The sequence below is a fragment of the Devosia sp. T2-14 genome (genome assembly GCF_055397495.1).
Window position 1 is genome coordinate 1,257,712 of record NZ_AP027921.1, and the last position, 26,044, is coordinate 1,283,755.

General features: G+C 64.3%; 27 protein-coding genes and 1 tRNA gene. 17 read left to right on the plus strand and 11 right to left on the minus strand.

Annotated elements, in window-relative coordinates; all coding sequences use genetic code 11:
- Nucleotides 1-17 precede the first annotated feature (17 nt).
- From trmB to lnt, 3 genes are all read right to left on the minus strand, one after another.
- Nucleotides 18-722 carry a tRNA (guanosine(46)-N7)-methyltransferase TrmB gene (trmB, locus tag ACZ5WT_RS06240; RefSeq protein ID WP_464286518.1) on the minus strand — a complete coding sequence of 235 codons (705 nt, stop codon included), beginning with the start codon at nt 720-722 and terminating at the stop codon, nt 18-20.
- Nucleotides 723-807: 85 nt separating this feature from the next.
- Nucleotides 808-2,064: a methionine adenosyltransferase gene (gene metK, locus ACZ5WT_RS06245; RefSeq protein ID WP_464286519.1), complete on the minus strand. Its 1,257-nt coding sequence runs from the start codon at nt 2,062-2,064 to the stop codon at nt 808-810.
- A gap of 156 nt (nt 2,065-2,220) precedes the next feature.
- Entirely contained in the window at nt 2,221-3,834 is a 1,614-nt protein-coding gene (lnt, locus tag ACZ5WT_RS06250; protein WP_464286520.1) for an apolipoprotein N-acyltransferase, read from the minus strand.
- 133 nt (nt 3,835-3,967) lie between these two features.
- Between lnt and tsaB the strand changes: the two genes are divergently transcribed.
- The 5 genes from tsaB (at nt 3,968) to ACZ5WT_RS06275 (ending at nt 6,657) form a co-directional block, all read left to right on the plus strand.
- Nucleotides 3,968-4,570 (plus strand): tRNA (adenosine(37)-N6)-threonylcarbamoyltransferase complex dimerization subunit type 1 TsaB, encoded by a 603-nt coding sequence (gene tsaB / locus ACZ5WT_RS06255; protein ID WP_464286521.1) that lies wholly within the window; start codon nt 3,968-3,970, stop codon nt 4,568-4,570.
- Entirely contained in the window at nt 4,567-5,046 is a 480-nt protein-coding gene (gene rimI / locus ACZ5WT_RS06260) for a ribosomal protein S18-alanine N-acetyltransferase (RefSeq protein ID WP_464286522.1), read from the plus strand. Before tsaB ends, rimI begins: the two co-directional genes overlap by 4 nt.
- Nucleotides 5,047-5,135: 89 nt before the next feature.
- Nucleotides 5,136-5,525 (plus strand): Fur family transcriptional regulator, encoded by a 390-nt coding sequence (locus ACZ5WT_RS06265; RefSeq protein ID WP_464287157.1) that lies wholly within the window; start codon nt 5,136-5,138, stop codon nt 5,523-5,525.
- Nucleotides 5,522-6,322 carry a lysophospholipid acyltransferase family protein gene (locus tag ACZ5WT_RS06270; RefSeq protein ID WP_464286523.1) on the plus strand — a complete coding sequence of 267 codons (801 nt, stop codon included), beginning with the start codon at nt 5,522-5,524 and terminating at the stop codon, nt 6,320-6,322. The genes ACZ5WT_RS06265 and ACZ5WT_RS06270 overlap by 4 nt, the downstream gene beginning before the upstream one ends.
- An 89-nt stretch (nt 6,323-6,411) precedes the next feature.
- The gene (locus ACZ5WT_RS06275; protein ID WP_464286524.1) at nt 6,412-6,657 is read left to right on the plus strand and encodes a hypothetical protein; all 246 of its coding nucleotides are present in this window, start codon (nt 6,412-6,414) and stop codon (nt 6,655-6,657) included.
- Nucleotides 6,658-6,660: 3 nt separating this feature from the next.
- Here ACZ5WT_RS06275 and ACZ5WT_RS06280 read toward each other — a convergent pair whose 3' ends face one another.
- The 7 genes from ACZ5WT_RS06280 to ACZ5WT_RS06310 form a co-directional block, all read right to left on the minus strand.
- A complete protein-coding gene (locus ACZ5WT_RS06280) occupies nt 6,661-6,918 on the minus strand; it encodes a hypothetical protein (RefSeq protein WP_464286525.1) in 258 nt (85 codons plus the stop codon).
- Between the two features lie 124 nt (nt 6,919-7,042).
- Nucleotides 7,043-8,353 (minus strand): nicotinate phosphoribosyltransferase, encoded by a 1,311-nt coding sequence (pncB, locus tag ACZ5WT_RS06285; RefSeq protein ID WP_464286526.1) that lies wholly within the window; start codon nt 8,351-8,353, stop codon nt 7,043-7,045.
- Nucleotides 8,354-8,442: 89 nt separating this feature from the next.
- The gene (locus tag ACZ5WT_RS06290; protein WP_464286527.1) at nt 8,443-9,588 is read right to left on the minus strand and encodes a winged helix-turn-helix domain-containing protein; all 1,146 of its coding nucleotides are present in this window, start codon (nt 9,586-9,588) and stop codon (nt 8,443-8,445) included.
- A gap of 52 nt (nt 9,589-9,640) precedes the next feature.
- Entirely contained in the window at nt 9,641-11,344 is a 1,704-nt protein-coding gene (locus ACZ5WT_RS06295; protein WP_464286528.1) for an alpha/beta hydrolase, read from the minus strand.
- A 5-nt stretch (nt 11,345-11,349) separates the two neighbouring features.
- Nucleotides 11,350-11,973 (minus strand): exopolysaccharide biosynthesis protein, encoded by a 624-nt coding sequence (locus ACZ5WT_RS06300; protein WP_464286529.1) that lies wholly within the window; start codon nt 11,971-11,973, stop codon nt 11,350-11,352.
- A 71-nt stretch (nt 11,974-12,044) separates the two neighbouring features.
- A tRNA-Ala gene (locus ACZ5WT_RS06305) sits at nt 12,045-12,120 on the minus strand.
- Between the two features lie 140 nt (nt 12,121-12,260).
- Nucleotides 12,261-12,662, minus strand: coding sequence for a TIGR02300 family protein (locus tag ACZ5WT_RS06310; protein ID WP_464286530.1), 402 nt, complete (start codon nt 12,660-12,662; stop codon nt 12,261-12,263).
- A gap of 175 nt (nt 12,663-12,837) precedes the next feature.
- Here ACZ5WT_RS06310 and ACZ5WT_RS06315 point away from each other — a divergent pair, with 175 nt between their 5' ends.
- From ACZ5WT_RS06315 to ACZ5WT_RS06370, 12 genes are all read left to right on the plus strand, one after another.
- A complete protein-coding gene (locus ACZ5WT_RS06315) occupies nt 12,838-14,202 on the plus strand; it encodes a 3-phosphoshikimate 1-carboxyvinyltransferase (protein ID WP_464286531.1) in 1,365 nt (454 codons plus the stop codon).
- Nucleotides 14,199-14,846, plus strand: a complete 648-nt coding sequence (locus ACZ5WT_RS06320) for a (d)CMP kinase (protein ID WP_464286532.1) — start codon at nt 14,199-14,201, stop codon at nt 14,844-14,846. The genes ACZ5WT_RS06315 and ACZ5WT_RS06320 overlap by 4 nt, the downstream gene beginning before the upstream one ends.
- A gap of 209 nt (nt 14,847-15,055) precedes the next feature.
- Nucleotides 15,056-16,729: a 30S ribosomal protein S1 gene (gene rpsA, locus ACZ5WT_RS06325; RefSeq protein ID WP_464287158.1), complete on the plus strand. Its 1,674-nt coding sequence runs from the start codon at nt 15,056-15,058 to the stop codon at nt 16,727-16,729.
- Between the two features lie 65 nt (nt 16,730-16,794).
- On the plus strand, nt 16,795-17,295 hold the full coding sequence (locus ACZ5WT_RS06330) for a GNAT family N-acetyltransferase (protein ID WP_464286533.1): 501 nt from the start codon (nt 16,795-16,797) through the stop codon (nt 17,293-17,295).
- 38 nt (nt 17,296-17,333) lie between these two features.
- Nucleotides 17,334-18,296, plus strand: coding sequence for a signal peptide peptidase SppA (sppA, locus tag ACZ5WT_RS06335; RefSeq protein WP_464286534.1), 963 nt, complete (start codon nt 17,334-17,336; stop codon nt 18,294-18,296).
- A 34-nt stretch (nt 18,297-18,330) separates the two neighbouring features.
- Nucleotides 18,331-18,612 (plus strand): integration host factor subunit beta, encoded by a 282-nt coding sequence (locus ACZ5WT_RS06340; protein ID WP_035099264.1) that lies wholly within the window; start codon nt 18,331-18,333, stop codon nt 18,610-18,612.
- 30 nt (nt 18,613-18,642) lie between these two features.
- Nucleotides 18,643-19,005: a lipopolysaccharide assembly protein LapA domain-containing protein gene (locus tag ACZ5WT_RS06345; protein WP_464286535.1), complete on the plus strand. Its 363-nt coding sequence runs from the start codon at nt 18,643-18,645 to the stop codon at nt 19,003-19,005.
- Between the two features lie 11 nt (nt 19,006-19,016).
- Nucleotides 19,017-19,664 (plus strand): phosphoribosylanthranilate isomerase, encoded by a 648-nt coding sequence (locus tag ACZ5WT_RS06350; RefSeq protein ID WP_464286536.1) that lies wholly within the window; start codon nt 19,017-19,019, stop codon nt 19,662-19,664.
- Between the two features lie 43 nt (nt 19,665-19,707).
- Nucleotides 19,708-20,919 (plus strand): tryptophan synthase subunit beta, encoded by a 1,212-nt coding sequence (gene trpB / locus ACZ5WT_RS06355; protein ID WP_464286537.1) that lies wholly within the window; start codon nt 19,708-19,710, stop codon nt 20,917-20,919.
- Between the two features lie 2 nt (nt 20,920-20,921).
- Nucleotides 20,922-21,746, plus strand: a complete 825-nt coding sequence (trpA, locus tag ACZ5WT_RS06360) for a tryptophan synthase subunit alpha (RefSeq protein ID WP_464286538.1) — start codon at nt 20,922-20,924, stop codon at nt 21,744-21,746.
- Between the two features lie 134 nt (nt 21,747-21,880).
- Entirely contained in the window at nt 21,881-22,858 is a 978-nt protein-coding gene (gene accD / locus ACZ5WT_RS06365) for an acetyl-CoA carboxylase, carboxyltransferase subunit beta (protein ID WP_464286539.1), read from the plus strand.
- 93 nt (nt 22,859-22,951) lie between these two features.
- The gene (locus ACZ5WT_RS06370; RefSeq protein ID WP_464286540.1) at nt 22,952-24,244 is read left to right on the plus strand and encodes a bifunctional folylpolyglutamate synthase/dihydrofolate synthase; all 1,293 of its coding nucleotides are present in this window, start codon (nt 22,952-22,954) and stop codon (nt 24,242-24,244) included.
- 1 nt (nt 24,245) lies between these two features.
- Here ACZ5WT_RS06370 and ACZ5WT_RS06375 read toward each other — a convergent pair whose 3' ends face one another.
- Nucleotides 24,246-25,916, minus strand: a complete 1,671-nt coding sequence (locus ACZ5WT_RS06375) for a glycoside hydrolase family 3 protein (RefSeq protein ID WP_464286541.1) — start codon at nt 25,914-25,916, stop codon at nt 24,246-24,248.
- Nucleotides 25,917-26,044 lie beyond the last annotated feature (128 nt).

Here is a 26,044-nt window from a genome sequence, read left to right on the forward strand (position 1 = left end):
CGCTCACTTTCCCGGCATCAGGCCCGGGTGAAACTGAAGTAGAAGCTGACCAGCCTGCCTTCGCGGCGGGCTTTTTGCTCGTAGCGCGTGGCCTCCCAGCCCGGATAGGGCTGATGCCAGCTGCCTGGCGCACCCGGCGCGAAGCTGAACGTGCTGGTGCGCACGACATGTGCCAGCGTCCAGTTGGCATAGTCCTCGATATCGGTGGCGAAGTGAAAGACCCCACCGGGCCGGATTACCCGCGCCAGTTCGGCTAGAGTGGTTGGCGAGACGAAGCGGCGCTTGTGGTGGCGCGTCTTCGGCCACGGATCGGGATAGAGCAGATAGACCTCGTCCAGCGAGGCATCAGGCAGCTCCACCAGCAGCTTAAATGCATCGTCGGTGAACAGGCGCACATTGCGCAGGTCCTGCGCGGCGATGGACTGCACCATCTTGCCGATGCCGCCGGTGAACACTTCGCAGCCGATATAGCCGGTGCCCGGGTTGCGGCCGGCCTCGAGCGCCAGGTGCTCGCCGCCGCCATAGCCGATTTCGACGATGATCTTTTCGGCTGCCGGGAACAGCTCCCGTGGGTCCAGTTTGCCGGTCAGTGTGATCTCAAGGCCGGGCAGGGTGGCGTCGAACACGGCCTGCTGACCGCCATGCAGTTTCTTGCCCGAGCGGCGGCCAAAAAAAGCGCGGGGTTCACCGGAACGGGTCTTGGGGAGCTGGTGGTCTGTCACTTGGGCCTCTGCGAAACGTGCGGGCCGTATAGACCACGAGGTCATCCCCGCGAAAGCGGGAATGACGGAATGGCAGGTCTGCCGGTTATTTGACCGCAGCTTTGAGGGCACCGACCAGGTCGGTCTTTTCCCAGGAGAAGCTACCGTCTCGGCCTGCCTTGCGGCCAAAATGTCCATAGGCAGAGGTGCGGGCATAGATGGGCTTGTTGAGATCGAGATGGGTGCGAATGCCGCGTGGCGTCAGGTCCATCACCTTAGCCAGTGCGGCTTCGACCGCAGATTCCTCAACCTTGCCGGTGCCGTGCAGGTCCACATAGATCGACAGCGGCTGCGCCACGCCAATGGCGTAGCTGAGCTGGATCGTGGCGCGATCGGCGAGGCCAGCCGCAACGACGTTTTTGGCAAGGTAGCGCGCGGCATAGGCCGCCGAACGGTCCACCTTGGTGGGGTCCTTGCCCGAAAATGCCCCGCCGCCATGGGGCGCGGCACCGCCATAGGTGTCGACGATGATCTTGCGGCCGGTCAGGCCCGCGTCGCCATCGGGTCCGCCGATGACGAACTTGCCGGTCGGGTTGACGTGCCAGACGGTGGCGTCGTCGATCCAGCCTTCGGGCAGCGCTTCGCGGATATAGGGCTCAACGATATCGCGCACGTCGGCCGAGGTCAGGGATTCATCCAGGTGCTGGGTCGAGAGCACGATCTGGGTGACGCCTACCGGCTGGCCGTTTTCGTAGCGCACGGTCACCTGGCTCTTGGCGTCCGGCCCCAGCTTTCCGGCAGGGCCATGATTGGCCTTGCGCGCTGCGGTCAGCGTTTCGAGGATCTTGTGCGCATAATAGATCGGCGCGGGCAGCAATTCGGGAGTTTCGCGGCTGGCATAGCCGAACATGATGCCCTGGTCGCCGGCGCCCACATCCTTGTTGCCCGCCTCGTCGACACCCTGCGCGATATCGGCCGACTGGCCATGCAGCAGTACGTCGATCTTGCAGGTCTTCCAGTGGAAACCAGCCTGTTCATAGCCAATGGCGCGGATGGCCTTGCGGGCCGCCGACTTGAACTTCGATGGGTTGACCAATGGGTGGCCAGCCGCGTCATGAAGGATCTCGCCGTCCTTGCCTTTCTTGAGCAGGCTGGTCGGCACCCGCACTTCGCCGGCAATGATGACACGATTGGTGGTGGCCAGCGTTTCGCAGGCGATGCGAACCTGCGACGGGTCCATCCCGGTTTTCTTCGCCTCGCGGAACACCAGGTCCACGATCTCGTCGGAAATGCGGTCGCAGACCTTGTCGGGATGCCCCTCGGAGACCGATTCCGAGGTAAAAAGGTAAGAAGAGCGGGCCACCAGAGAATCCCCTAACATGCCAAAAAACGCTCAAAACGAGCTATTCTACGGTGGTTGTGGCACCGACCGGGGGCGGGGTCAAGGCGGATATAAAGAAAGCTTGATATGCCGGCCGGTCATTCCTGAGCAAGACATGCCCCGGTGCATGATGGGCGGCTAGATCGGCTTCCATCGATCCGCCCGTGCCGCCATCAGCGAGATGAGGAGGCCAGCCAGCAGTGCGATCAGCAGAGGCCAGTGCCGCCACTGGGCAAAGATCGTTCCGGCCAGCCGCTTATGCGGACGCACATCGAGAACGGCCATCTGCAATGGCGCAATCTGGCCGGTGATGCGGCCGAGCGGGTCGGTGGCAAAGGTCAGGCCCGAATTGGCCGCGCGGATCAGGCTCATGCCCTCTTCGACGGCGCGGATACGGGCATGATGGGCGTGCTGGGCGGGGCCGATAGAGCCATCGAACCAGGCGTCATTGGTGATGTTGAACAGGAATTGAGCCCCGGCCGTATCGCCGAGATCGCCCGAGAACAGGATTTCGTAGCAGATCAAGGCCAGGAAGGCGGGTGTGTTGGGCAGGCTCATCAGCCGCCGCTTGGCATCGCCATGCCCCCAGCCTTCGGCTCCGGGCACGAACTGCTTGATGCCGAGCTTCGAGAAGAACTCGCCATAGGGCAGGAACTCGCCGAACGGCACCAGATGCGCCTTGTCATAGGACGCGATGACCTCGCCATTGGTGTCGATGGCCAGGAGCGCATTGAAGGGAGGGCCCGAACTCTGGCTGGCGCCAGGCTCGAATTGCTGGCGCGGTGCGCCGGCCAGCAGGATGGTCTGGTCGGGCAGCATGCGCGCGATCCGGGCCAGCGCATCGGGATAGCTTGAGAGGAAGAAGGGCAGGCTCGATTCCGGCCAGACCAGATGGGTGATGTCGGCCAGCCCCTGATCGGCCGGATCCATGCGCATTTCCGACAACATCAGCAGGCGGTCAATCAGCGCCACCGGGTCGGCATTGCCCCAATCGGCATGCTCATAGACCATGGGCTGCACCAGCCGCATGGCGATGTCGCTGCGCTCGGCAGTGGTGGTGTTGGCCAGGCGGTTGTAGCCAAAGCCCAACAGCCCGGCGATGACCAGCAGCGCAATGAACAGCGGCAGCAGGCGCCGGCTGAGGCTGCGCCCATCGGCGGGCCAGACCAGTGCCGGTGTCATCGCCAGTAGCGCTGTCACCAAAGTCAGCCCGTAAATGCCGATGACCGAGGTGATCTGCATCATCTCGTCGGTCGGGGTGAGGGCATAGCCCAGCAGGTCGAAGGGGAAGCCGGTCAGCACATGGCCGCGCGCCCATTCGGCCATGGTCACGAAGGTGGCCAGCGTCACGATGCGCCAGGGCCCATGCGACCACAATTGATGGGCCAGCGCGCTGCCCAGACCCCAGAACAGTGCGATCAGGGCCGCCAGCGCCAGAATGGCAAAGGGCATCACGGCCAGCATGATGCCGCCATCGACGAAGAAGGCGGCGCCCAGCCAGTGGAAGGCCACGGTGAAATAGCCCCAGCCGAAGGCAAATCCGATGGAGAAGGCGGGTCCGAATAACCGACGCCAGCCGCGTTGGCGTTCGGCGCCATCGAGGCACCAGACCCAGACCGGAAAGCCGATGAACAGGGCGGGCACGACGAATAGCGGCGGGATGGAAAGTCCCGCCAGGGCCCCGGCCAGTACCAGGAGCAGGAAGCGGCGCCAGCCATGGCTGAGCATCGCTGTTTCGGCCAGCCAGGTCATCAGGGTGCTCGCGGCGAATCAGATTGCATGGGGCAAGGTCGCCGCCGGGGCAGGGGGCGTCAAGACATCCGCTGCGAGGCGCCATGCGCCTGCGGGCTCGACTCCGAAAGCTCTCGGCGATAGATCGTTTTTCATGCCCATTATTCTTGCCATCGATACCGCCGCGCCGCGCCTGCAACTGGGACTGCTGCTTGCCGATGGGCGGGTGGATGTTTCGGTGGACGAGATCGCCACCGGCCATGCTGAACTGATCTTCGACCGCATCGCGGCGCTGCTGGCGCGCAATGGCGTCGGCTACGCCGATCTCGATCGCGTGGCAACAACGACCGGCCCGGGCTCATTCACCGGGCTGCGCATCGGCCTGTCGGCGGCGCGTGGCATCGGGCTGGCGCGCGGCATTGCGGTGATTGGCGTCCCGAGCCTGCTGGCGCTGTCGCTCCCTGTTGCTGGGCCCTCGACCGTGCTGGTCGACGCGCGGCGGGGCGAAGCCTATTTCCAGATTTTTTCTGCGGCAGCGACCCCGCTGATGGAAGCGGCCCTCCTGCCGATGGAACAGGCCCGGGCGGCCATCCTGCCCGGCTCGACGCTGATCGAAACGCCCTTCGTCGATATCGCCCTTGTGGCGCGCTATGCCGCGACGGCCGATCCGCACACCCATATGCCGGAAGCCGCCTATGTGCGCGATGCCGATGCCAAGCCGCAGACCGCAGCGCGGATCGAAAGGCGCGGCGCATGATCAAACTCTGGATGGCGCCGGCCGGCCTGCATATCGAGCCGGGCAAGCTCGCCGACGCCCGCGAAATGGCGCGCATTCATGCGCTGGGCTTTTATCGCGGCTGGCCGGCCAGCGAATTCGAGAGCTTTCTCAACGACGACACGACCACGGTCTACGTCGCCTGCGACGCGCGGCGGCGCATTGCGGGTTTTGCGCTGATCCGGGTCGTCGCCGACGAATCCGAGCTGCTGACCATCGCGGTCGATCCCAAATGGCGCGGCAAGGGCGTCGGGCGGGCTCTGCTACGCGCCGGACTCGATGACCTGATGCACAGCCCCGCCAGGCGCATGTTTCTTGAGGTCAGCGAAGAGAACGCGCCGGCCATCAAACTCTATCAGCGCGAGGGCTTTACCTCGATTTCCACCCGCAAGGGCTACTACCCCAAGGCAGATGGGTCGCAGGCCACTGCGCTTGTCATGGCGCGCGATCTTGGGTAACCCGATCCTATCTGTGGCAGTGCGGGAGATGTGGCGTGAGCAAAAGCCAGGCTGACCCAACCCTCGAAGAGGCCTGCGTCTCCAAGGGCATGCGCATGACCGAGCAGCGGCGCGTTATCGCGCGGGTCATCGAGGCTGCGACCGACCACCCCGACGTTGAAGAGCTCTATCGGCGCGCTTCGGCGCTCGACGACCGGATTTCGCTGTCCACCGTCTATCGAACGGTCAACCTGTTCGAAGAGGCGGGGCTGGTCACCAAGCACGACTTCAAGGATGGCCGCGCCCGGTTCGAGCTGATCCCCGATGAGCATCACGACCACCTGATCGATATTCGCAGCGGCAATGTCATCGAGTTCCGCAACGAGGAAATCGAGGCCATCCAGGAAGTCATCGCCAAGCGGCTCGGCTACCGGCTGGTCGATCATCGTCTCGAACTCTATGCGGTCCCGATCGAGGGGACCGACCGGTCCAAGAAATGATCTTCCGCATCCTGTTTTTCCTCGTTGTGCTGCTGCCGGCGATGATTGTCATCATTCCGGTCCAGGCCGTCATCAATGCGCTGAAGCTGCCATTTTGGCCGGTGCTGCCGCGCCTGTTCCATCGCCTAGGCTGCATCTTCCTCGGGCTGCGCGTCACTACTGTCGGCAAGCCGGCGACCGGGCGGCCGACGCTGCTGGTTTCCAACCACATTTCCTGGACCGACATCGTCGTCATTGGTTCGGCGGCCGAAGTCAGCTTCGTCGCCAAGCGCGAAGTCGGCGAGTGGTTTTTCGTCGGCATGATGGCGCGGCTGCAAAAGACCATTTTCGTCGACCGTGCCCGCCGCAGCGATGCCGGGCGCACCTCGCGCGAAATGGCCGACCGCCTCGCCGGCGGGGATGCGCTGGTGCTGTTTGCCGAGGGCCAGTCCGATATCGGCACCCACGTGCTGCCGTTCCGCTCGGCGCTGGTCGGCGCGGCCCAGCACGCCATGCTGGAAGCCGGGGCGACCGACGTGATGATCCAGCCCCTGACCATCGCCTATACGCGCCTTCAGGGCCTGCCTGTCGGCCGCACCGAGCGTTCGATGATCGCCTGGATCAAGTCCAAGTCGGTGGGCCAGAATATCCGCGATATTCTCGGCGGCCCGGTCAAGGATGTGACGGTGGTGTTTGGCGCGCCGCGCGCCCTCAGCCAGAACGACAACCGCAAGCTGGTGACCAAGGCGGCCGAGGACGATGTCCGCGCGGCGCTGGTGGCGCTCAACCGCGGCCGCCCGCTGCCGGCCAATAGCTAAAACTTTACCCGGTAATCCTAATGCCGGCTTTGGTTTGAGCGTTAAGGTTGCGTTAGCTATGCCTGTCAGCCTGAACAGCGGAGGCTGGCATGGCGATCGAGCTCTTGGCGATCTGGGTGATTGTGGTCGGGGTGGTGATCTGGTTCGTTCGCGACGAAAGGCGGCTCGCCGCTGATGCCGCCCTGCAGCGGGCCGCGCGCTATTATGCACACGCCCCAAAATACCGGCACGTTTCGTCCAACCCCGAGAGCCCGGCCGTTCCCGCGCCGCGCCCCCGTACTGGCGGCCTGAGTGCCGACCAGCGGGCCTTCATCAGGGCGTATGTGAAGCCCTGAATCTTAGTCCGCCGGCGTGCCAAGGCTCGCCTTGAGCCGCGCAATGATGTCGGCGGCCTTGAGCATCAGGGCCATGTCCACGTCTGCGTCACTGCTGCCTTCGGCCATGTCGGCCCACACTGAAATGGCCAGTTCGTGGGTCTGTTCAAGCTCGCCCACGGTTTCTGCCAATACGGCACGGACGTGCCCGGTCATGCGCCCGGCAAGGCGCGGATGCACCTGCTTGTCGCGCACTGTGATATCGATAAGTTGCAAAGTCATGCCGGCCCCTGAAAGGGAGCCCCCACTGAAAAGCCTAGTCCGGCATGGTTCCCAATGTGTTAACGCACATTAGGGGTAACCGGTTCTCCACAACGGGTAATGCGGCAGGCCCGGCCGGGTTCCGCTAGACCTTGACCGGGTGGATGACGCGCCCGGCATCGCCGAAGACCCGGACATAGCGGGCAATTTCCTCGGGCGTGCCGGTGGCCTTGGCGGGATTGTCCGACAGCTTGACGGCAGGACGCCCATTGGCCTCGCTGACCTTGGCGACGATCGAGATCGGGTCGAGCCCCGGATTTGGCCCATCGGGCGCGCAATCCTCGAAGTCATTGGTCAGGTTGGTGCCCCAGCCAAAGGTCATGCGCACCTTGCCGTCAAAATGCAGGTAGGCTTCCTCGATCATGTCGACGTCGAGCCCATCGGAAAAGATCAGCAGCTTGTCGCGCGGGTCGCGGCCGCGGCTCTTCCACCAGGCGATGATCTTTTCGCCGCCCTCGATGGCCGGCGCGCTGTCGGGACGGAACCCTGTCCAGTCGGCCACCCAGTCGGGGGCATTGCGCAGGAACGAGTCGGTGCCGAAGGCATCGGGCAGCACGATCTTGAGGTTGCCCTCGTAATAGCTCTCCCAGTCCTGCAGCACGCCATAGGGCGAGGCAACCAGCGCCTCGTCGGTCTTGGCGAGGGCCGCGAGCACCATGGGCAGCTCGTGGGCATTGGTGCCCAGCGCCTCAAGGTCATTGTCCATGGCCAGCTTGACGTTGGACGTGCCGGTAAAAGCTTCGCCAATGCCTTCCTTCAGCGCCTCGACGCACCAGCGCTGCCACAGGAACGAGTGGCGCCGCCGCGTGCCGAAATCGGAGATCTTGAGGTCGGGCAGCTTTTTCAGCCGCTCGACCTTCTCCCACATCTTGGTCTTGGCGCGGGCATAGAGCACGTCGAGGGCAAAGGGGCCGTAGTGCTTCATCGCAGCGCGCGAGCGCAGCTCGTTGATGATGGCCAGCGCGGGGATTTCCCACATCGTGGTTTCAAGCCACGGCCCGGGGAATTCAAGGATGAACTGACCATCCCGTGCCTCCAGGCGGTATTCGGGCAGGCTGAAATCTTCCAGCCACTTGAGGAAGGCAGGCTCGAAAATCTGCTTGCTGCCATAGAAGCTGTTACCGGCCAGCCAGATCATTTCCTTCTTGGAAAAGCGCAGCGTGCGGGCATGGTCGAGCTGGGCGCGCAGCTCCTCGATGTCGATTTCCTCGGCGAGGCGGACCGATTTGGTGCGGTTGATCAACGAGAAGGTGGCATTCACCTTGGGGTAGAGGCCCCAGATCATCTGCAGCATCAGCAGCTTGTAGAAGTCCGTATCGAGCAGGCTTCTGACAATGGGGTCGAGCTTCCAGGTGTGATTATACACCCGTCGGGCAATATCGGTGTAAGTCGCCATCGCAGTCCCCACTTCGCGGCATGGCTTTTAGCGCGGTTGGACGGGGCTTGGAAAGCCGCGCCCGCCCCGAAGCGTTCGGTGCGGGCAACTTACGCCCCCAGCTGGAACCGTTCGAAGCGCCCCATGGCCTCCTCGATCGCAACCGAGCCCTCGGCGCCGGCATCGTCCAGCGCCGTCCACTGCTGCACCAGGACCCGCTTCTGCGCCCGGTCCGTCTTGAGATCGATCGCCGCCACGATCCGGTCCCCCAGCAGCACCGGCAAGGTGAAATAGCCCATCTTGCGTTTGGCGGCCGGCACATAGGCCTCGAATAAATGTTCATAGCCAAAGAACTGGCTGAGGCGCTTGCGCTGGATGATCAGTGGATCGAACGGCGAGAGAATGTGCGCCAGCGAGGGCGGCGTTTCGGACGTGGCCGCGAGGGCAGACGGCTCGGCCCAATGGGCGACGTTTTCGAGGCCTTCGATCTGCACCGGCACCAGCTTCTTGTTGCGGACCCGGTTCTCGATCAATTCGCCGACGGCCTTCTTGCTCGGTGCATCGAGATGGCAGATCGAATCGAGGCTCACCAGGCCCTGGCTGCGGAGCGCCCGATCGAGCTTGTAGGCGATGACCTGACGTTCGGTGGCCGGACGGGGCGCACTCGACCAGCCGAAATGCCGGTTGGTCAGGTCATAGGTCTTGACCATGCCCTGGCGGGTCGAGACGCTGACCAAGCCCTGGTAAAACAGGATTTCCAGCACGCGCTTGCTCGGCTTGCGACTCGCCCAGGGGTGGTTCTTGTCCACCAGCTCGTCATCATTGATGTCGCGGATCGACAGCGGTCCCTCGGCCGCGAGGCGCTTGAGCATGTCCTTGGTCTGCTCCGGCGTGACCGAACCGAACCAGCGATAGGGCTCTTTGCGGTAGAGCTGCATGGTCGGGTGGAAGTAGCGCAGGTCCTCGGTCGGCACATAGCTCAGCGCATGCGTCCAGTATTCGGCGAGGCTCTTGTCTGCCGATTGGGCATGAGCCAGGTCAGTGCGCTGATAGGCCGGAATGCGCGACCACAGGATGTGATGGTGGCAGCGCTCGATGACGTTGATCGTATCGATCTGCACATAGCCCAGCTGCCGCACGGCCGCGAGCGTTGCCGCCGGCCCTGCGCCGAACGGGGTGGCGCTGTCGAGCTTTTGCGCCGCGATCCAGAGATGGCGGGCGCGGATCTGGCTGATGGTCTGGGGGCGCGGTGACACGGCTGCATCCGAATCTGTGGAGGCCGAGCATGGTTGCCGCACGCCCCTGCCGTCAATCGGGCAGGGTCGCCCGGAACCAGCCGCCACCGATCAGCGCAAGCTCACCGTGACGCATTACGCGCTGCCGCAGGGCCTCAAGGTCAGCATCGGACCATCCGGTCGGCGCGGTGACCTGAACCCAGCCATCGAGATAATCGACCGGCGCATAAACGTGGCCGAAGCCGATGGGCGGCGCCTGTGCGAGCGCCATGTCGAGGGCCACCTGCAGGAAGGTGACGACAGGATACCATTCGAGCATCTGCGAGACGCCCGGCCCGCGGGGGCCAGTCAGCCATTCCGGCGCGCGCCAGATCATGGCGGGCTCGAAGAAGACGATGGGGTCGCTGGGATATTGCAGATAGACGGTGCGCAGGGGCCCCCAGCGGCGATTATCGCCCACCAGGTCGCCATAGCCATTGGAAAAGCGGACGGCTGAGCCATCGCCAACCTCAGGCTTCCACCAGGGCGAGCCGGGATTGCGATTGACCGTGGCGTTGCGCCAGTTCGGGCTTGGGAAGGGCGGGCCTACGAACAGCGCGCCGTCAAACAGGTCGCCCAACACGTTGTAGAGCGAGGTGGAGGCGGCCGAACTATAGGCGCCCAGGCTCAGCCCATGCAGGTAGAGCCGGGGGCGCGCGTCCTTGGGCATGGCCGTCCAGCGGGCATAGACCGCCGAGAAGAACGTCTGGGCCGTCTCCACGCCAACATCAGGCTCGGCAACCAGCGAGAGCCAGCTGGTGAGATAGGAATATTGCACCGCCACCGTCGCGACATCCCCGCCATGCAGGAATTCCAGCGTGTCGATGGCAGATGGCTCCACCCAGCCAGTGCCCACCGGCATCACCAGGACCAGCACGGAGCGGGTCCAGGCGCCGACGCGGTCCATCTCCGCCAGCGCCATCGCTGTGCGGGCCTCGGCCGTGCTGGCCGAGCGGAGACCGACATAGACGCGCAGCGGGTCGATGGCTGGTCGACCGGTCATCCGTTCGATTTCGGCAACGGTGGGACCCGATTGCACATAGATTCGGGCATCTTGCCCGATCGTGTCCCAGGGAATGATCGATTCTGCGCTGCCCGAACGCAGTGGGTCGGTCGGCGGGGCCGTATAGCTGCCGGCCAGGTGATCGAGATTGCCATAAAAGCGGTCGCCTGCATCGAGGAGGCCGCGCCAGAGCACGCCTTCGCCAATGGCTGCCGCGCCGATCGCCACCGCGACAATGGCACCGGCCATGGCCACGCGGCGCGGGATGAAGCGCACCAGCCGCGCGGACAGGAAGCGCACGCCGATGACGAAAAGCTTGCCCAGCCCCACCAGAATCGCCGCCGGCACTATCGCAATGGCGACCACCAGCAGCGGTTGCAGTGATTCGACCGGGGGCTCGCCCATTTCGGCGCGGATGGCATTCTGCCAGCCGGTCGAGAGCCAGAGGAAGGCAATGGCGAGAAGCAGGCTCGCCGCCGCCAGGGTTCGCCCGATCAGCGTCGCCAGCTTCGGGTTGGGCCAGCGCAGCTCGAGATAGTCCCAGATCCATTCGAGGAACACCCCGATGCCATAGCCCGCCGCAAAGGTGCAGCCACAGAGTATCCCTTGGGTGGCGTAGTGGCGCGGGATAAGCGAGGGCGTGAGTGCGAGGGAGAAGAACAACAGGCCCAGGAGCCATCCACCCGTAGAAAGCCAATCAAGCTGGCGCCACTTGGGTCGAATTGCCTGGATCATTGCCCTCATCCCCCCATCACCGATTGTGTCAGGCTGATCGCCGCCCAGATCGCCCCGCCCGCGATTGCAAGGCCAAGCAGGCTGATCACCCCGCCGATGAGCACGCCAAGTCCGTCCCGATTGATGCGCGACACGCAAATCACCGCAATCCCCGTATTGGGCACCGCGTTGATGAAGGGAATCGGCAAGATCATGGGCAGACTCACCAACAGAATGAAGATGCCGGCCCACAATTCCGACCGTGGGCCGGTCAGAACCTCGAGCCGCGGTTGCGAGACGCGTGCGACATGGCTAGCGAGCCAGCGCATCTGCTCGATCATGCGCCGCAATAGATTGGGCGGCAAGACCCGCTCGCCAACCCAGCCCCCCAGCCGCATCGGCTTGCCGCGCAGCATGGCGATGGTAGCGGTGATGATGGCAATGGCAATCGTGCCGCCATAGCCCGGCGGACCGGGAATCATGTTGAGCACGGCCAGCACCAGAATCACCAGGGTGTAGGAATCAGTACCCAGCAGGGCAACCAGCTGGCCAGCGGTCACGCCATCGGTGCGCGCGACCTGATCTGCGATCTCGGCAACGCGGGTTTCAACAGGCGATAGGGGATTAGTGGTCGGTTCCGTCACGGCCATGTTCTGTCGCAATCCACAATCTGCGGCCACTTGGGGGTCGCACTGCGTGAACCGGCACATGAGTGAGGAATTGGTGGAGCCAAGCGGGATCGAACCGCTGACCTCTTGCATGCCATGCAAGCGCTCTCCCAGCTGAGCTATGGCCCCATTCCATTGGGTGTTTCGGAGGACTGTGCCGTCCGAACGAGGCGGAACCTAAGGGATGATTCCGGAAGGCGCAAGTGCCTAAATGACACTTTTTAATTCAGCCGGCCAAAATCCCCAGCCGGCTGAATTTGTGTTTCAAATCAACGGTCTTCGTCGCCGCCGACGTCAAAGCCGAGTTCGTCGTCTTCCTCGTCTTCTTCCAGGAACACGTCGGCTTCGTCCTCGCCGAGTTCTTCGTCGACTTCGACGTCTTCGACATCAGGGATGTCCTCGTCGCCCGATTCCTCGGCGTCGGCGTCTTCCAGCGAGACGATCTCGGGTGCTGCTGCATCCTCGACTTCGTCTTCGATTTCCTCGTCGTCTTCTTCTTCGACCTTACGGGCGGCTGCGGCGGCCGACTTGCCCACCAGAACCTGCTCGAAATAGGACCGCGGATAGCTCTTGCCCGTATAGGGCGAGACGATCGGGTCCATGTTGAGGTCGTAGAACTTCTTGCCCGTTTCGGGATCGGTGCGTTTTGTGCCGCGTTCGGAACTGGCCATCGATGTTCCTCGTGGTAAGGATTGCGGGGCCCCAGATCCTGTGACCTGCCCCAGTACGGTCGATCCGGTTATGGGCAATCCCTGCCCCTGTCAAACCGAAAATGTGGAGACGTGCCCGCCGTCGCGCAGAGGTTGTGGCCTTGCCGCGCCGGGGCATGCTAAACGCGGCGCGCCCATGACCGATACCATTGCTCACAATCCTGCCGCCCCGACCCCGCTCGCCAGCCATGGCGCAGACCGGCTGGCGGGGCGTTTCGTCACGCCTGCCGACCGCTCCATCGCGGGCCTGGCGCTGGCGCTTGGCGCCCTCACCGTGGGCCGCACGACCATCGAGGGCGGCCGCCTGACCGACGATATTGTGATCCTGATGACCGCCTTGCGGCAGCTGGGCGTGGGGATCGAAACGCAGGATCGCCTCTGGCACGTGCATGGCCTGGGCGTTGGCGGGCTGCTCGCGCCCGAGACGCCGATCAATCTCGGCACCTCACCCCTCGCCGCCAGGCTTCTGCTCGGCCTGCTGGCGCCCCATGCCTTCGAGGTTCGCCTCGAAGGGGATGCGAGCGTGCGTCCTGTGCTGGCACCGCTGCTTGATGCCCTCGCGCCCCTCGGCCTTGAAGTGTTCGACGCAACTGATGGGGCGCTGCCGCTGAGCCTGCGCGGTCCCTCCCTGCCGGTGCCATTCCAAAAGGAGCTGGCTGCACCATCCGAGGCGATCAAGACCGTGTGCCTGCTCGCCGCGGCGCAGGTCGCCGGCACCTCGATCGTCGTCGAGCCGGCCTCGGGCTGCGATCACATCGAAAAGCTGCTGGCCCTGTTCGGCGCCGGCATTTCCGTTGTTCATGATGACGCCAGCCGCGCCACCGTCAGCATCAATGGGCTGACCGAGCTCAAGCCGCACCATGTCCTGGTGCCCGGCGATCCCTCGGCCGCAGCCTATCCGCTGGTCGCGGCGCTGGTCGTGCCGGGGTCGGACCTGCTCGTGGAAAACGTGCTGGTCAATCCGGCGCGCACCGGGCTCATCGACACGCTGCTCGAAATGGGCGGCGATATCCAGTTTCTCAACCAGCGCGAGATCGGCGGCGAGCATGTCGCCGATCTGCGGGTGCGCTCCTCGCGTTTGAAGGGTATCCGGGTCAGCGCCGACCACGCGGCAGCCATGCTCGATGACATTCCGGTCCTCGCCATGGCTGCGGCCTGCGCCCATGGCGAGACGGTTATCGAAGGCCTCGCCGCGCTGCGCGAGGGGTCGTGTGACCGGCTTGCGCTGACGGCGGCGGGGCTGGCCATCAGCAAAGTCACTGTGGCCGAAGGCGATAGCGCCCTCACCATTGGCGGTGATGGCAAGGTGCCTGGCGGCGGTGCCGTGCACAGTCACGGCGACCACCAGGTCGCCGCAAGCTTTCTCGTCTTGGGTCTGGCGAGCAAACAGGCCATAACGCTGGATGACACCAGCGGCATCGCCGCGCACCTGCCCGATTTCATGCCAGCCATGGCAGCGATCGGGGCGACGTTTCAGCCTGTGAAGGACACCACGCCATGATCATCGCGGTTGACGGTCCCGCCGCCTCGGGCAAGGGCACGCTGGCCAGCGGCCTGGCCCAGCACTATGGCCTGCCCTGCCTTGATACGGGGCTGCTCTATCGCGCAGTGGGGCGCGCCGTGGCGGACCTTGAGGATCAGCCCGGCTTCGAGGCGGCCGCGATTGCCGCGGCGCGCAGTCTCGATGCCAGCCATCTCGCCGATCCCCAGGAGCTGGGTTCCGCGCGGGCCGGGGTGCTGGCCAGCAAGGTGGCGGTAATCGGCGCGGTGCGGGATGCGCTCTATGACTACCAGCGCAATTTTGCGCTCCAGCCGGGCGGCGCCGTGCTGGATGGCCGCGATATCGGCACCAAGATCTGCCCAGATGCCGACGTGAAGCTGTTCATCCAGGCCGACAGCAAGGCGCGCATGGAGCGCAGGGCCCGCCAGCTGGAATCGCGCGGGCAGGTGGTTGATCGCTACGCGCTCTATCACCAGATAGAAGAGCGGGATGCGCGCGACATGCTCAATCCCAATGGCGGCTTCTACAAAGCAGACGACGCGCACTTGCTCGATACGACGCTTCTCGGTATAGAGGCCGCACTCCGCGCAGCCATCGCGATTGTCGATGGGACCATGGCGCGCAAGGCAGGGACTGTCGTCTAGACAACCCTAATCCAACCTTGTGCGGATCGGCCCCGGCAATCATCCAGGCGCTGGCCCCGGAAAATACCTCAAATCAACGTTCGATCGGGCGCTCGCGCGCCGGCATTTCCATTTGTGGAATGGCGGGTTTCCGGTCCTCAACCCCAACCCCCGGTGCAGGAGAGAAGATTTTGGCACAGCAGACTGTGACGAAAGAAGACTTTGAATCGATGCTGCTCGACTCCTTTGTCGACAACGAGCCCCTAGAAGGTGCCGTCGTCAAGGGTACCGTCGTTGCGATCGAAAAGGACCTTGCAATCATCGACGTCGGTCTCAAGACCGAAGGCCGTATTGCACTGAAGGAATTCGGCCAGGCTGGCCGCGATGGCACCATCCAGGTGGGCTCGATCGTCGAGGTCTATGTTGACCGCGTCGAAAACTCCGCCGGTGAAGCCGTTCTGTCGCGCGAGAAGGCCCGTCGCGAAGAGAGCTGGGTCAAGCTCGAAGAGATGTACAACAACAACGAGCGCGTTGAAGGCACCATCTTCAACCAGGTCAAGGGCGGCTTCACGGTCGACCTCGAAGGCGCCATCGCCTTCCTGCCGCGTTCGCAGGTCGACATCCGTCCGATCCGCGATATCGCTCCGCTGATGAACGTGCCGCAGCCGTTCCAGATTCTGAAGATGGACAAGCGTCGTGGCAACATCGTTGTCTCGCGTCGCGCTATCCTCGAAGAGTCTCGTGCTGAACAGCGTTCGGAAATCGTCCAGCAGCTCGAAGAGGGCCAGGTTGTTGACGGCGTGGTCAAGAACATCACCGATTACGGTGCGTTCGTTGATCTCGGCGGCATCGACGGCCTGCTGCACGTCACCGATATCGCATGGCGTCGCGTGAACCACCCGTCCGAAGTGCTCACGATCGGCGAGACCATCAAGGTCCAGATCGTTCGCATCAACCACGAGTCTCACCGTATCTCGCTCGGCATGAAGCAGCTTCAGGCCGATCCGTGGGATGGCATCGAAGCCAAGTACCCGATCGAGGCCAAGTTCACCGGCCGCGTGACCAACATCACCGACTACGGTGCATTCGTTGAACTGGAGCCGGGCATCGAAGGCCTGATCCACGTCTCCGAAATGAGCTGGACCAAGAAGAACGTCCACCCCGGCAAGATCGTCTCGACCTCGCAGGAAGTCGAAGTCGTCGTGCTCGAAGTCGATCCCGACAAGCGCCGCATCTCGCTCGGCCTCAAGCAGACCCTGGCAAACCCATGGGAAAGCTTCGCCGAGAAGTTCCCGGTCGGTTCGGTCATCGAAGGCGAAGTCAAGAACAAGACCGAATTCGGTCTGTTCATCGGCCTCGACGGCGATGTGGACGGCATGGTTCACCTCTCCGATCTCGACTGGCAGAAGTCGGGCGAAATCGCTCTGGAAGACTACAACCGCGGTGACATGGTTCAGGCCAAGGTCCTCGACGTTGACGTCGAAAAGGAACGCATCTCGCTGGGCATCAAGCAGCTGTCGACCGGCGAAACCTCGTCGGACGCACCGGCTGGCGCTGACCAGGGCGGCATCCGCAAGGGCGCTGTCGTGACCGGCACCGTGGTTGAAGTCAACGAAGGCGGCATCGAAGTGCGCATCGCTGACACCGAAATGACCGCGTTCATCCGTCGTGCTGACCTCAGCCGCGACCGCAACGACCAGCGTCCGGAGCGTTTCTCCAAGGGCGAAAAGGTCGACGCACGCGTCACCCAGTACGACCGCAAGACCAGCCGCATCCAGCTGTCCATCAAGGCGCTCGAAATCGCCGAGGAAAAGGAAGCTGTCGCCAACTACGGTTCGTCCGATTCGGGCGCATCGCTGGGCGACATCCTGGGCGCAGCGCTCAAGGGCCGCGAAGAGAAGTAATTCTCTCCCGTCCAATCTATCGGCCCGCGCTTCACAGCGCGGGCCTTTTGCTTTTTAAGGAAGCCATGAACAAGGCAATGCACTGGCGGGCCCTTACCACTCTGGATCTGCCCGCGCTCGAAGCCATCGCTTCGGCGGTGCATCCGGCTTTTCCCGAAGATGCGGCAGTATTCGCAGAGCGGCAGCGGCTCTATCCCGATGGCACGCGCCTGCTCGAGGTCGATGGCGTGCCCTCGGGCTATCTGTTGTCCCATCCCTGGCGCTTCAAGGACCTGCCGGCGCTCAATTCCCTGCTGGGATCCATTCCGGCCGATGCTGATACCTATTACGTGCATGACCTGGCCCTGCTGCCCGCCGCCCGCGGCACCGGCGCCGCGGCGATGATCGTCGGGGAAATTCTGCGCCACGCTCGGGCACGCGGCTTCGCCAGCGTCAGCCTGGTCGCGGTCAACGGCTCGCTGCCCTTCTGGTACAAGCACGGCTTCCGCGTCGTTGCGGCGCCCGAGCTTGCCGAAAAGCTCGCGAGCTACGAGGATGCGGCGCGTTTCATGGTGAAGCGCTTCTGATCCGCTGACCGCCTGCCTTTGTTCGTGTTGAGGCCAAGATGACCGAGCCGACCCAGCCTGAATCCAGTCACCCCGCCAATGCGCATCGCCTGCTGGCCGCCGAAACCTACCGGCGCTCGCGTGGCCTGTGGCGTGTCCTGGCCTTCATTGCGGTGGCAATAGCCGTCATCGTCGGCCTCGGACGCTTTGCCCTGCCACAGGGCGGGACGGGCGATTACGTGGCCCGGCTGGTCATCGACGGCACCATCACCACCGATCGCGCCCGCCTGCGCGCCATCGAAAAGCTCGGGGAGGATGACGCCGTCAAGGCAGTCATCGTCTCGATCAATTCGCCCGGCGGCACCACGGCCGGTGGCGAAGAGCTCTACGAGGCGCTAACCCAGCTGCGCGCCAGCAAGCCCACCATCGCGGTAATCAGCGAGCTGGGCGCCTCGGCTGCCTATATGACCGCCATCGCCGCCGACCAGATCTTTGCCCGGCGCCTGTCCATCGTTGGCTCCATCGGCGTGCTCTACCAACACGTCAATGCCGGCAAGCTCCTCGACACTATCGGCGTCGGCCTCGACAAGGTGGCTTCGGGTCCCCTCAAGGCCGAGCCCGACGTCAACGAACCGCTTGAAGGCGCGGCCCGGGCCTCACTGGCCGAGCTGGTCGATGACAGCTTCCAGTGGTTCGTCGATATCGTCGCCGAACGCCGCGACCTGCCGCGCCCCACCGCATTGGGGCTGGCTGATGGACGGATCGTCACCGGCCGCGTCGGGGTCGAACTCGGCCTGATCGATGCCATTGGCGGCGAGCTTGAGGCAATCGACTGGCTCGAGGCGGAACGCGGTCTGGCCAGCGATCTTGAGGTTCGTACCGTGTGGCCCAAGCCTTCGCAGGGCTTTGATCTTGTGGGAACCTTCCTCAATGGACAGGCGCGAGCCGCCCTTGGCCTGCCCGAAGGCCCTATCACGCTTGACGGGCTGGTCTCGCTTTGGCAGGTTGGCTCCGCACCCTGAGCAAATGGGTCGGACGCCATACCTGGAGCTATGGATGATCAAGTCGGAACTCGTCGAGAAACTCGCGGCGGAAAATCCGCATCTGTTCCAGCGTGACATTGAAAACATCGTCAACGCTATCCTCGATGAAATCGGCGACGCCATGGCGCGCGGCGATCGTGTCGAGCTGCGCGGCTTCGGTGCCTTTTCGGTCAAGAATCGCCCGGCGCGCGTGGGTCGCAACCCCCGTACCGGCGAACAGGTCGATGTGGGCGAGAAATATGTACCGCAATTCAAGGCGGGCAAGGAAATCCGCGAACGGCTCAACCGTTCGTAGCGGAGCCAGGGCTCCATAGGTCGCCAGCGTATGGTCAACAAAATTGTCGGTTGGGTGGTCCTTGTTCCGCTGTGCCTGGGGCTGATTGTGCTTGCCCTGGCCAACACCCAGCTCGTCGCCGTCAATTTCAACCCCTTCGCCCCGGGTGATGGCGCGGTGACGCCCGGCTACGGCGTGCCGATGTTCGTCGTGCTTTACGTGGTGCTGCTGGTTGGGGTTCTGCTGGGGGGCACGGCCACCTGGTTCGCGCAAGGCCAGCACCGGCGGCGCGAAAAGCACTGGCGCCGCGAGGCCCACATGCTCAATGGCGAGCTGGAAAAGCTCCGCCGCAATCAAGGCCTGGCCGGCTCCGGCCCGCTGGCCGAAGTCGATGACCTCCTGGAGCTGCGCTGAGCGACCCCGAAATGGCCGATCCCCTGATTATCAAGATTTGCGGCATCAAGACCCGCAGCATCCTCGACAATGCAATTGACGCCGGCGCCGACATGGTCGGCTTCGTTCATTTCCCGCGTTCCCCCCGCCACGCCTCCATCGAAGAGATCGCGACGCTGATTTCCCATGCCCGCGGCCGGGTGGAAACCTGCGTGCTGCTGGTCAACCCGGACAATAGCTGCGTCGCCGAAGTGGCCGCGCTCGGGCCCGACTGGATCCAGCTGCATGGCCCCGAATCTCCCCATCGCGTCGAAGCCATCCGCACCGAGGCCGGGGTCGAGATTATCAAGGCGGTGCCGATCGGCTCGGCCGAGGACGTGGCCAATGTGGCCAATTTCGTCGACGTCGCCGACCGCATCCTGGTCGATGCCAAGCCGCCCAAGGGCGCCGATCGCCCCGGCGGGCTGGGTGAGACCTTCGACTGGGGCCTGCTCAAGGCGCTTGACCCGTCCATCCCCTTCATGCTTTCGGGAGGCCTGACGCCGCAGACCGTGGCCGACGCCATCCGGACGGTACGACCCTTTGCGGTCGATGTGTCCTCGGGCGTTGAAAGCGCGCCCGGTGTCAAAGACAAGCGGCTGATTGAAGCGTTCATCCGGAACGCCCGAGCGGCCGGTTAGCTTATCGCTCCGGGGTTTCCCTCGGGCTTCGAGGGGTTTCCCAATGGACGGCACCAATTCCCTGCGCAACGGCCCTGACGAGCATGGCCGCTTCGGGCTCTATGGCGGGCGCTTTGTCGCCGAAACGCTGATGCCCCTGATCCTCGACCTCGAGGCTCATTACCGTGCCGCCAAGACCGACCCGGCCTTTCTGGCCGAGCTCAGCGACCTGTCGGTGCATTATGCCGGCCGTCCCAGCCCGCTCTATTACGCCAAGCGCCTGACCGAGCATCTGGGCGGCGCCAAGGTCTGGTTCAAGCGCGAAGAGCTCAACCATACCGGCAGCCACAAGATCAACAATTGCCTGGGCCAGATCCTGCTGGCCAAGCGCATGGGCAAGACCCGCATCATCGCCGAGACCGGCGCCGGCCAGCATGGCGTGGCGACGGCAACGGTCTGCGCCAAGTTCGACCTGCCCTGCACCATCTTCATGGGCGCCACCGACGTCGAGCGGCAGATGCCCAACGTGCTGCGTATGAAGATGCTCGGCGCTGAAGTCCGCCCCGTCACTGCGGGTGCCGGCACCCTCAAGGACGCCATGAACGAGGCGCTCCGCGACTGGGTAACCAACGTGGAATCCACCTATTACCTGATCGGCACCGCCGCCGGTCCTCATCCTTATCCCGAGATGGTGCGCGACTTTCAGTCGGTCATCGGCACCGAGCTCAAGGCGCAGTTCCAGGACGCCGAAGGCAAGCTGCCCGACGCCGTCGTGGCCTGTGTGGGCGGTGGCAGCAATGCCATCGGCACCTTCCACGCCTTCCTCGATGATCCCTCGGTCAAGATTTATGGCGCCGAAGCGGGCGGCCACGGCATCGACTCCGACAATGGCCACGCCGCCTCGATGACCGGCGGCAGTCCCGGCGTGCTGCATGGCAACCGCACCTATCTGCTGCAGGATAGCGATGGCCAGATTCTGGAAGGCCACTCGATTTCGGCGGGCCTGGACTATCCCGGCGTCGGTCCCGAGCATGCCTATCTGCACGACACCAAGCGCGTCACCTACGCGCCGGTCACCGACAATGAAGCGCTCGACGCCTTCCAGCTTTGCACGCGCCTTGAAGGCATCATTCCGGCGCTGGAATCCGCCCATGGCCTGGCGCAGGTGATGAAGGTGGCGCCCACCATGGGCAAGGACGAGTCGATCGTGTTGTGCCTCTCGGGGCGTGGCGACAAGGACGTTGAGAGTGTCGGCAAATATCTGGGGCTTCTGTAACCATGACCTCCCGTATCGATAAGCGCTTCGCCGATCTCAAGGCCGCGAACCGCCCGGCGCTGGTGACCTTCATCATGGCCGGCGATCCGGACCTGGCCACCGGCCAGGCCATTCTCGAAGCCCTGCCGCAGGCCGGGGCCGATATCATCGAGCTGGGCATGCCCTTCTCCGATCCCATGGCCGATGGCGTCGCCATTCAACTGGGCGGCCAGCGCGCGCTGGCAGCCGGGCAGACCCTGCGCGGCGTGCTGGGTATGGTGGAAGATTTCCGCCGCAAGGACGAAAACACCCCGATCGTGCTGATGGGCTATTACAACCCCATCTATATTTTCGGCGTCGACAAGTTCCTGGCTGCCGCCAAGGCCGCCGGCGTGGATGGCCTGATCATCGTGGACCTGCCACCTGAAGAGGACGAAGAGCTCTGCATCCCCGCGCTCAAGGCCGGGATCAACTTCATCCGCCTCACCACCCCGACGACGGACGACAAGCGCCTGCCTGTCGTGCTCAAGAACACGTCGGGCTTTGTCTATTACGTGTCGATGACCGGCGTGACCGGCGCCGTCATCAAGTCGCGCGGTGCGGTGGGCGAAGCTGTCGATCGCATCAAGAGCCACACCGACCTGCCGGTGGCGGTGGGTTTCGGCATCAAGACGGCCGAAGACGCCGCCGATATCGGCAAGCATGCCGATGGCATCGTGGTGGGCTCGGTGCTGGTCGATGCGGTCGCCCGTTCGCTGGCCGACGGCAAGGCAACCGACCGCACGGTCTCGGCCGTGCGCGACATCGTGGCCGATCTGGCCTCGGGCGTGAAGCGCGCCCGCCCATAGCCTGTGCACTTATCGGGGATGAAGGTGGTGGGATTGTCCCCACTGCCTTTACCCGTTATCCGTGCGCCTGATAACATTCGCCACAATTGATCGTTACGTCCTGCGTATCTAGGACACCGCCGAAGGGCTTCGCCATGAACTGGATCGACAACTTCGTCCGCCCCAAAATCCGCTCGTTCCTCAACAACAAGCGCGACACGCCGGAAAACCTCTGGGTCAAGGACCCCGAGTCTGGCGAGATGGTGTTCTATCGCGATCTCGAAGCCAATCAGTGGGTGGTGCCCAATTCGGGCTACCACATGAAGATCAAGCCGGCCGACCGGCTCAAGACCTTCCTCGATGATGGCGCCTATACGCTGGTGCCGGTGCCGGCAGTGGCCGTCGACCCGCTGAAGTTCCGCGCCCAGAAGCGCTATATCGACCAGCTCAAGGAAAACCGCGCCAAGACCGGCTTTGACGACAGCGTCATCGTCGCCACCGGCAAGCTGTTCGAGCGCCCGGTGACCGTGGCGCTGCAGGATTTTGATTTCCTTGCCGGCTCGCTCGGCATGGCGGCAGGGCAGGGCATCATTACCGGCCTCGAAACCGCCGTTGAGCGCAAGACGCCGTTCATCCTCTTCGTCGCTTCGGGCGGCGCGCGCATGCAGGAAGGCGTTCTGGGCCTGATGCAGATGCCGCGCACCACCGTCGCCGTGCTGCGCCTGCGCGAAGCGGGCCTGCCCTTCTTCGTCGTGTTGACCAACCCCACCACAGGCGGCGTCACTGCTTCCTATGCCATGCTGGGCGACGTGCATATCGCCGAACCGGGTGCGATGATCGGCTTTGCCGGCGCCCGCGTCATTGAGCAGACCATTCGCGAAAAGCTCCCCAAGGGCTTCCAGCGTTCGGAATATCTCTATGAGCACGGCATGGTCGATATGGTCGTGCATCGCCACAACCTGCGCTCCACCATCGGGTCGCTCTCGGCGATCCTCACCAAGACGGAATCGCCCGGCGTTCTCACCGGCACCGCGCCGGTCCTGGCCCAGGCCAGCATGCGCGAAGCCGTGCTTGCCGCCGAAGGCGACGATGACGACCTGATCACGCCCCCCGCAGGCGCCCACGCCGAATAGCTGCGACGTTCGGGCCGCTAGCGGCCCGGCCGCACCCATTGAGCCGCGCGGCAATCAAGGATACCCATCAGCAATCTCTGCTGGTGGATTTCCATGTCGCGCACTGACGCTATTCTCGCTCGCCTGTCGGCCCTCCATCCCAAACTGATCGATCTCAGCCTCGATCGGATCCTGCCGCTGCTTGATGCGCTGGGCACCCCGCAGGATCACCTGCCTCCGGTGATCCATGTCGCCGGCACCAATGGCAAGGGCTCGACCATCGCCTATCTGCGTGCCTTTCTCGAGGCGGCGGGCAAGCGCGTCCACGTCTACAACTCCCCGCATCTGGTGCGTTTCAACGAGCGCATCCGCCTCGCCGGCAAGCTGGTCAGCACCCGTCAGCTCAATGCGGCGCTTGAGCGGGTCGAGGCCGTCAATGCCGGGCGGTCGATCACCTTTTTCGAGATCACCACGGCCACCGCTTTCGCGCTGTTTGCCGAAACCCCGGCCGATTACCTGCTGCTGGAAACCGGCATGGGCGGCACCTATGACACGACCAATGTGGTCAAGCAGCCGCTGGGTCAGATCATCACCCCCGTCGACTACGACCATCAGGCTTTCCTCGGCGACACCATCGCCGAAATCGCTTCCAACAAGGCCGGTATCTTCAAACGCGGCTCCAGGGCGGTGATCGGCCTGCAGCATGTCGAGGGCCGCGACGTGCTCGAACGCGCCGCACGCCGGCTCGGCATCAACCCGATCTTCCAGGGCGAGGATTTCCAGGGCGCCGCCCAGGATGGGCGCCTCGTGTTCCAGGACGAACAGGGCCTGCTCGATCTGCCGCCGCCCGCCCTGCTCGGCGCCCATCAGTTCGACAATGCGACGCTGGCCATAGCCGCCGCGCGCCATTTCGGCCTGCCGGTCGACGCGGACGCCTTCGCTCGCGGGTTGCGCAATGTCACCTGGCCGGCGCGCCTGTCGCCGCTGCATGGCAAGCTGCGTGATCTGCTGCCCGCCGGTGCCGAGCTCTGGCTCGATGGCGGCCATAACGCGCATGGCGCCGCCGCGCTGGCGCAGGCGCTGGCGGAAATGAACACCCGGCGCAAGGCGCCGCTGGTGCTGATCATGGGCATGCTCAACAACCGCTCGCCCAGCCAGTTCCTCGCCCCCTTTGCCGGGCAGGTGGATGAAGTGCTGACCCTGACCATTCCGGGCGAGCCCAATGCTCTTCCGGCCGCCGATATCGCCACGGAGGCCCGGGCCGCCGGCTTTGCCGCCCGGCCCATGCGCTCGGTGGTCAGCGCCCTCAAGGCCGCTGCCATCCACCCCGATGCGCGGGTGCTGATCTGCGGCTCGCTCTATCTGGCGGGCGACGTGCTGGCCAAAAACGGCACCCCGCCGCAGTAGGCTAGTACTTGCCCTGTTCGCTCCCCACGAACGGATCCACCGGGCTCTTCCCGGCAAAAGGTGCGCGACCCAGAATGGCCTCCACCACGGCCGCCTGCATCTCCTCGCTGGAGCCATAGGCGTTGACATAGGTCGGCACGCGCGGCGCGTCGTGCAGGTAATAAGGATAGCCGAACGAGATCATCAGGGTCGGGATGTCGTGCCAGTGGCGCTTCATAGCGCCAAACACCGACCCCGTCAGCTTGTGCCAGTCGAGGAAGATCCGCCCGCGCGTCAGGATGGTCTCCTCGGCAAACAGATACAGCACCAGATCGAAATCCTTGGCATCGACGGCGATCTCGGGCGTGTGCAGCGTCACCGCGAAACCCTCGCGCTCCAGCCGCTCGGGCAGGCTGAGCGGCAGCGGGTGGGGCACGAATGGGTTGATGACCCCGCCCGAATAGACCAGCACCCGCTTGTGCCTAGTCGGGCTCAGCGGCAGCAGCCCGCGCACGTCCTTGACCAGCGTCGGCACCCGCGCCGTCACCTCCCTCGCCACCTGCCGGTTCTGCTCGGTGGCCACCACGCGTCGTGCATCGTCGATATTGGGTTCCGTGCGCTCCTTGTGGAGGCCGAGGGCCGCCTTGAGCCCCAGGACGCGGGTTACGGCTTCATCGACCCGCTCCTGCGTCAGGCGGCCATCGGCCACGGCCTTGACGAGCCGCATCAGGTCGCCATTGGGATCGTCGGTGAACAGGATCACATCGCAGCCCGCAATGATCAGCTCGGGCAGCACCTCGTCGCGCGGGCCCCAGTCGCCCAGCCCCGCCATCGGGGTTGCATCGGACACGATGAGGCCGTTAAAGCCCAGTTCCCGCCGTAGCAGGTCCTGGTTGAGAATCTTGCTGATCGAAGCCGGCCGGAACGCCTCGGCCGTGGCATCGGGCTCCAGCGCCCTGACGAAGGCCGGCAGCGCGATATGGGCCGACATGATGCTGAGCACGCCCGCTTCGATCGCCTTGCGATAAAGGCGCCCGAAACTGGCATCCCATTCGTTCATCCCAAGCGGATTGACCGTGGTCACCAGATGCTGGTCGCGATCGTCATAGCCTTCGCCCGGCCAGTGCTTGGCGGTGGCGGCAACGCCATTGGCCTGAAAGGCCGCGATCTGGGCCAGCGCGTGGCGCTCCACCTTGTCGATATCGCTGCCATAGGAGCGCGTGCCCACAATGGCGCTGCGCCAGGCGGCATTAATGTCGATGACCGGGGTGAAACTCCAGTTCAGCCCCACTGCGTGGGCCTCCTGCGCCATGATGGTCGAAATGGCAGTGGTTGCCTCTACATCATCGACGGCGGCCAGCCCCAGCGGATTGGGCACATTGGTGCCAAAGGGCAGGCTCATCCGGCTGCCTTCGAGGTCGGCGCTCACCAGCAACGGAATCGGGCTGATCGTGCCCAGCGACCGCGCCAGCGCAATCTCGGCATTGAGATCGTCGGAATAGATGCGGGTAATGCCGCCAGGCCGGAAGCTGCGCACCTCATCCTCGACCTCGCCTGGCGCGCCCCGTTCGAGAAGCACGAACAGCTGGGCCAGCTTGTCCCGCGGCGTCAGCCCCTCATGCACCGTGTGGACCCAGGCGATGGCGTCGTCATCGAGGTTGAACGGGGCTGCGGAAAGGTCGATGTGGGCCAAGGGCGTTCTCCCATAGTCTTCTTGTTGGGGAACACTACCACCGCCACGGAGCGGCGAAAGCGGGATTTTTGCACCGGACGCGCGCGGCGTTGGGCACAAAAAAAACACCGCCGGGTTGCCCCAGCGGT

Bases quoted from the DNA above. Each gene is read 5' to 3' on its own strand.
- rimI (WP_464286522.1), top strand. From the start codon at position 4,567: ATGATCAAACTCTGGATGGCGCCGGCCGGCCTGCATATCGAGCCGGGC.
- ACZ5WT_RS06345 (WP_464286535.1), top strand. From the start codon at position 18,643: ATGGTCAACAAAATTGTCGGTTGGGTGGTCCTTGTTCCGCTGTGCCTG.
- trpB (WP_464286537.1), top strand. From the start codon at position 19,708: ATGGACGGCACCAATTCCCTGCGCAACGGCCCTGACGAGCATGGCCGC.
- ACZ5WT_RS06265 (WP_464287157.1), top strand. From the start codon at position 5,136: ATGCGCATGACCGAGCAGCGGCGCGTTATCGCGCGGGTCATCGAGGCT.
- pncB (WP_464286526.1), bottom strand. From the start codon at position 8,353: ATGGCGACTTACACCGATATTGCCCGACGGGTGTATAATCACACCTGG.
- ACZ5WT_RS06270 (WP_464286523.1), top strand. From the start codon at position 5,522: ATGATCTTCCGCATCCTGTTTTTCCTCGTTGTGCTGCTGCCGGCGATG.
- tsaB (WP_464286521.1), top strand. From the start codon at position 3,968: ATGCCCATTATTCTTGCCATCGATACCGCCGCGCCGCGCCTGCAACTG.
- ACZ5WT_RS06330 (WP_464286533.1), top strand. From the start codon at position 16,795: ATGAACAAGGCAATGCACTGGCGGGCCCTTACCACTCTGGATCTGCCC.
- ACZ5WT_RS06350 (WP_464286536.1), top strand. From the start codon at position 19,017: ATGGCCGATCCCCTGATTATCAAGATTTGCGGCATCAAGACCCGCAGC.
- ACZ5WT_RS06295 (WP_464286528.1), bottom strand. From the start codon at position 11,344: ATGATCCAGGCAATTCGACCCAAGTGGCGCCAGCTTGATTGGCTTTCT.
- accD (WP_464286539.1), top strand. From the start codon at position 21,881: ATGAACTGGATCGACAACTTCGTCCGCCCCAAAATCCGCTCGTTCCTC.
- ACZ5WT_RS06310 (WP_464286530.1), bottom strand. From the start codon at position 12,662: ATGGCCAGTTCCGAACGCGGCACAAAACGCACCGATCCCGAAACGGGC.
- ACZ5WT_RS06300 (WP_464286529.1), bottom strand. From the start codon at position 11,973: ATGGCCGTGACGGAACCGACCACTAATCCCCTATCGCCTGTTGAAACC.
- ACZ5WT_RS06315 (WP_464286531.1), top strand. From the start codon at position 12,838: ATGACCGATACCATTGCTCACAATCCTGCCGCCCCGACCCCGCTCGCC.
- ACZ5WT_RS06320 (WP_464286532.1), top strand. From the start codon at position 14,199: ATGATCATCGCGGTTGACGGTCCCGCCGCCTCGGGCAAGGGCACGCTG.
- lnt (WP_464286520.1), bottom strand. From the start codon at position 3,834: ATGACCTGGCTGGCCGAAACAGCGATGCTCAGCCATGGCTGGCGCCGC.
- ACZ5WT_RS06280 (WP_464286525.1), bottom strand. From the start codon at position 6,918: ATGACTTTGCAACTTATCGATATCACAGTGCGCGACAAGCAGGTGCAT.
- ACZ5WT_RS06340 (WP_035099264.1), top strand. From the start codon at position 18,331: ATGATCAAGTCGGAACTCGTCGAGAAACTCGCGGCGGAAAATCCGCAT.
- ACZ5WT_RS06370 (WP_464286540.1), top strand. From the start codon at position 22,952: ATGTCGCGCACTGACGCTATTCTCGCTCGCCTGTCGGCCCTCCATCCC.
- ACZ5WT_RS06275 (WP_464286524.1), top strand. From the start codon at position 6,412: ATGGCGATCGAGCTCTTGGCGATCTGGGTGATTGTGGTCGGGGTGGTG.
- rpsA (WP_464287158.1), top strand. From the start codon at position 15,056: ATGCTGCTCGACTCCTTTGTCGACAACGAGCCCCTAGAAGGTGCCGTC.
- sppA (WP_464286534.1), top strand. From the start codon at position 17,334: ATGACCGAGCCGACCCAGCCTGAATCCAGTCACCCCGCCAATGCGCAT.
- trpA (WP_464286538.1), top strand. From the start codon at position 20,922: ATGACCTCCCGTATCGATAAGCGCTTCGCCGATCTCAAGGCCGCGAAC.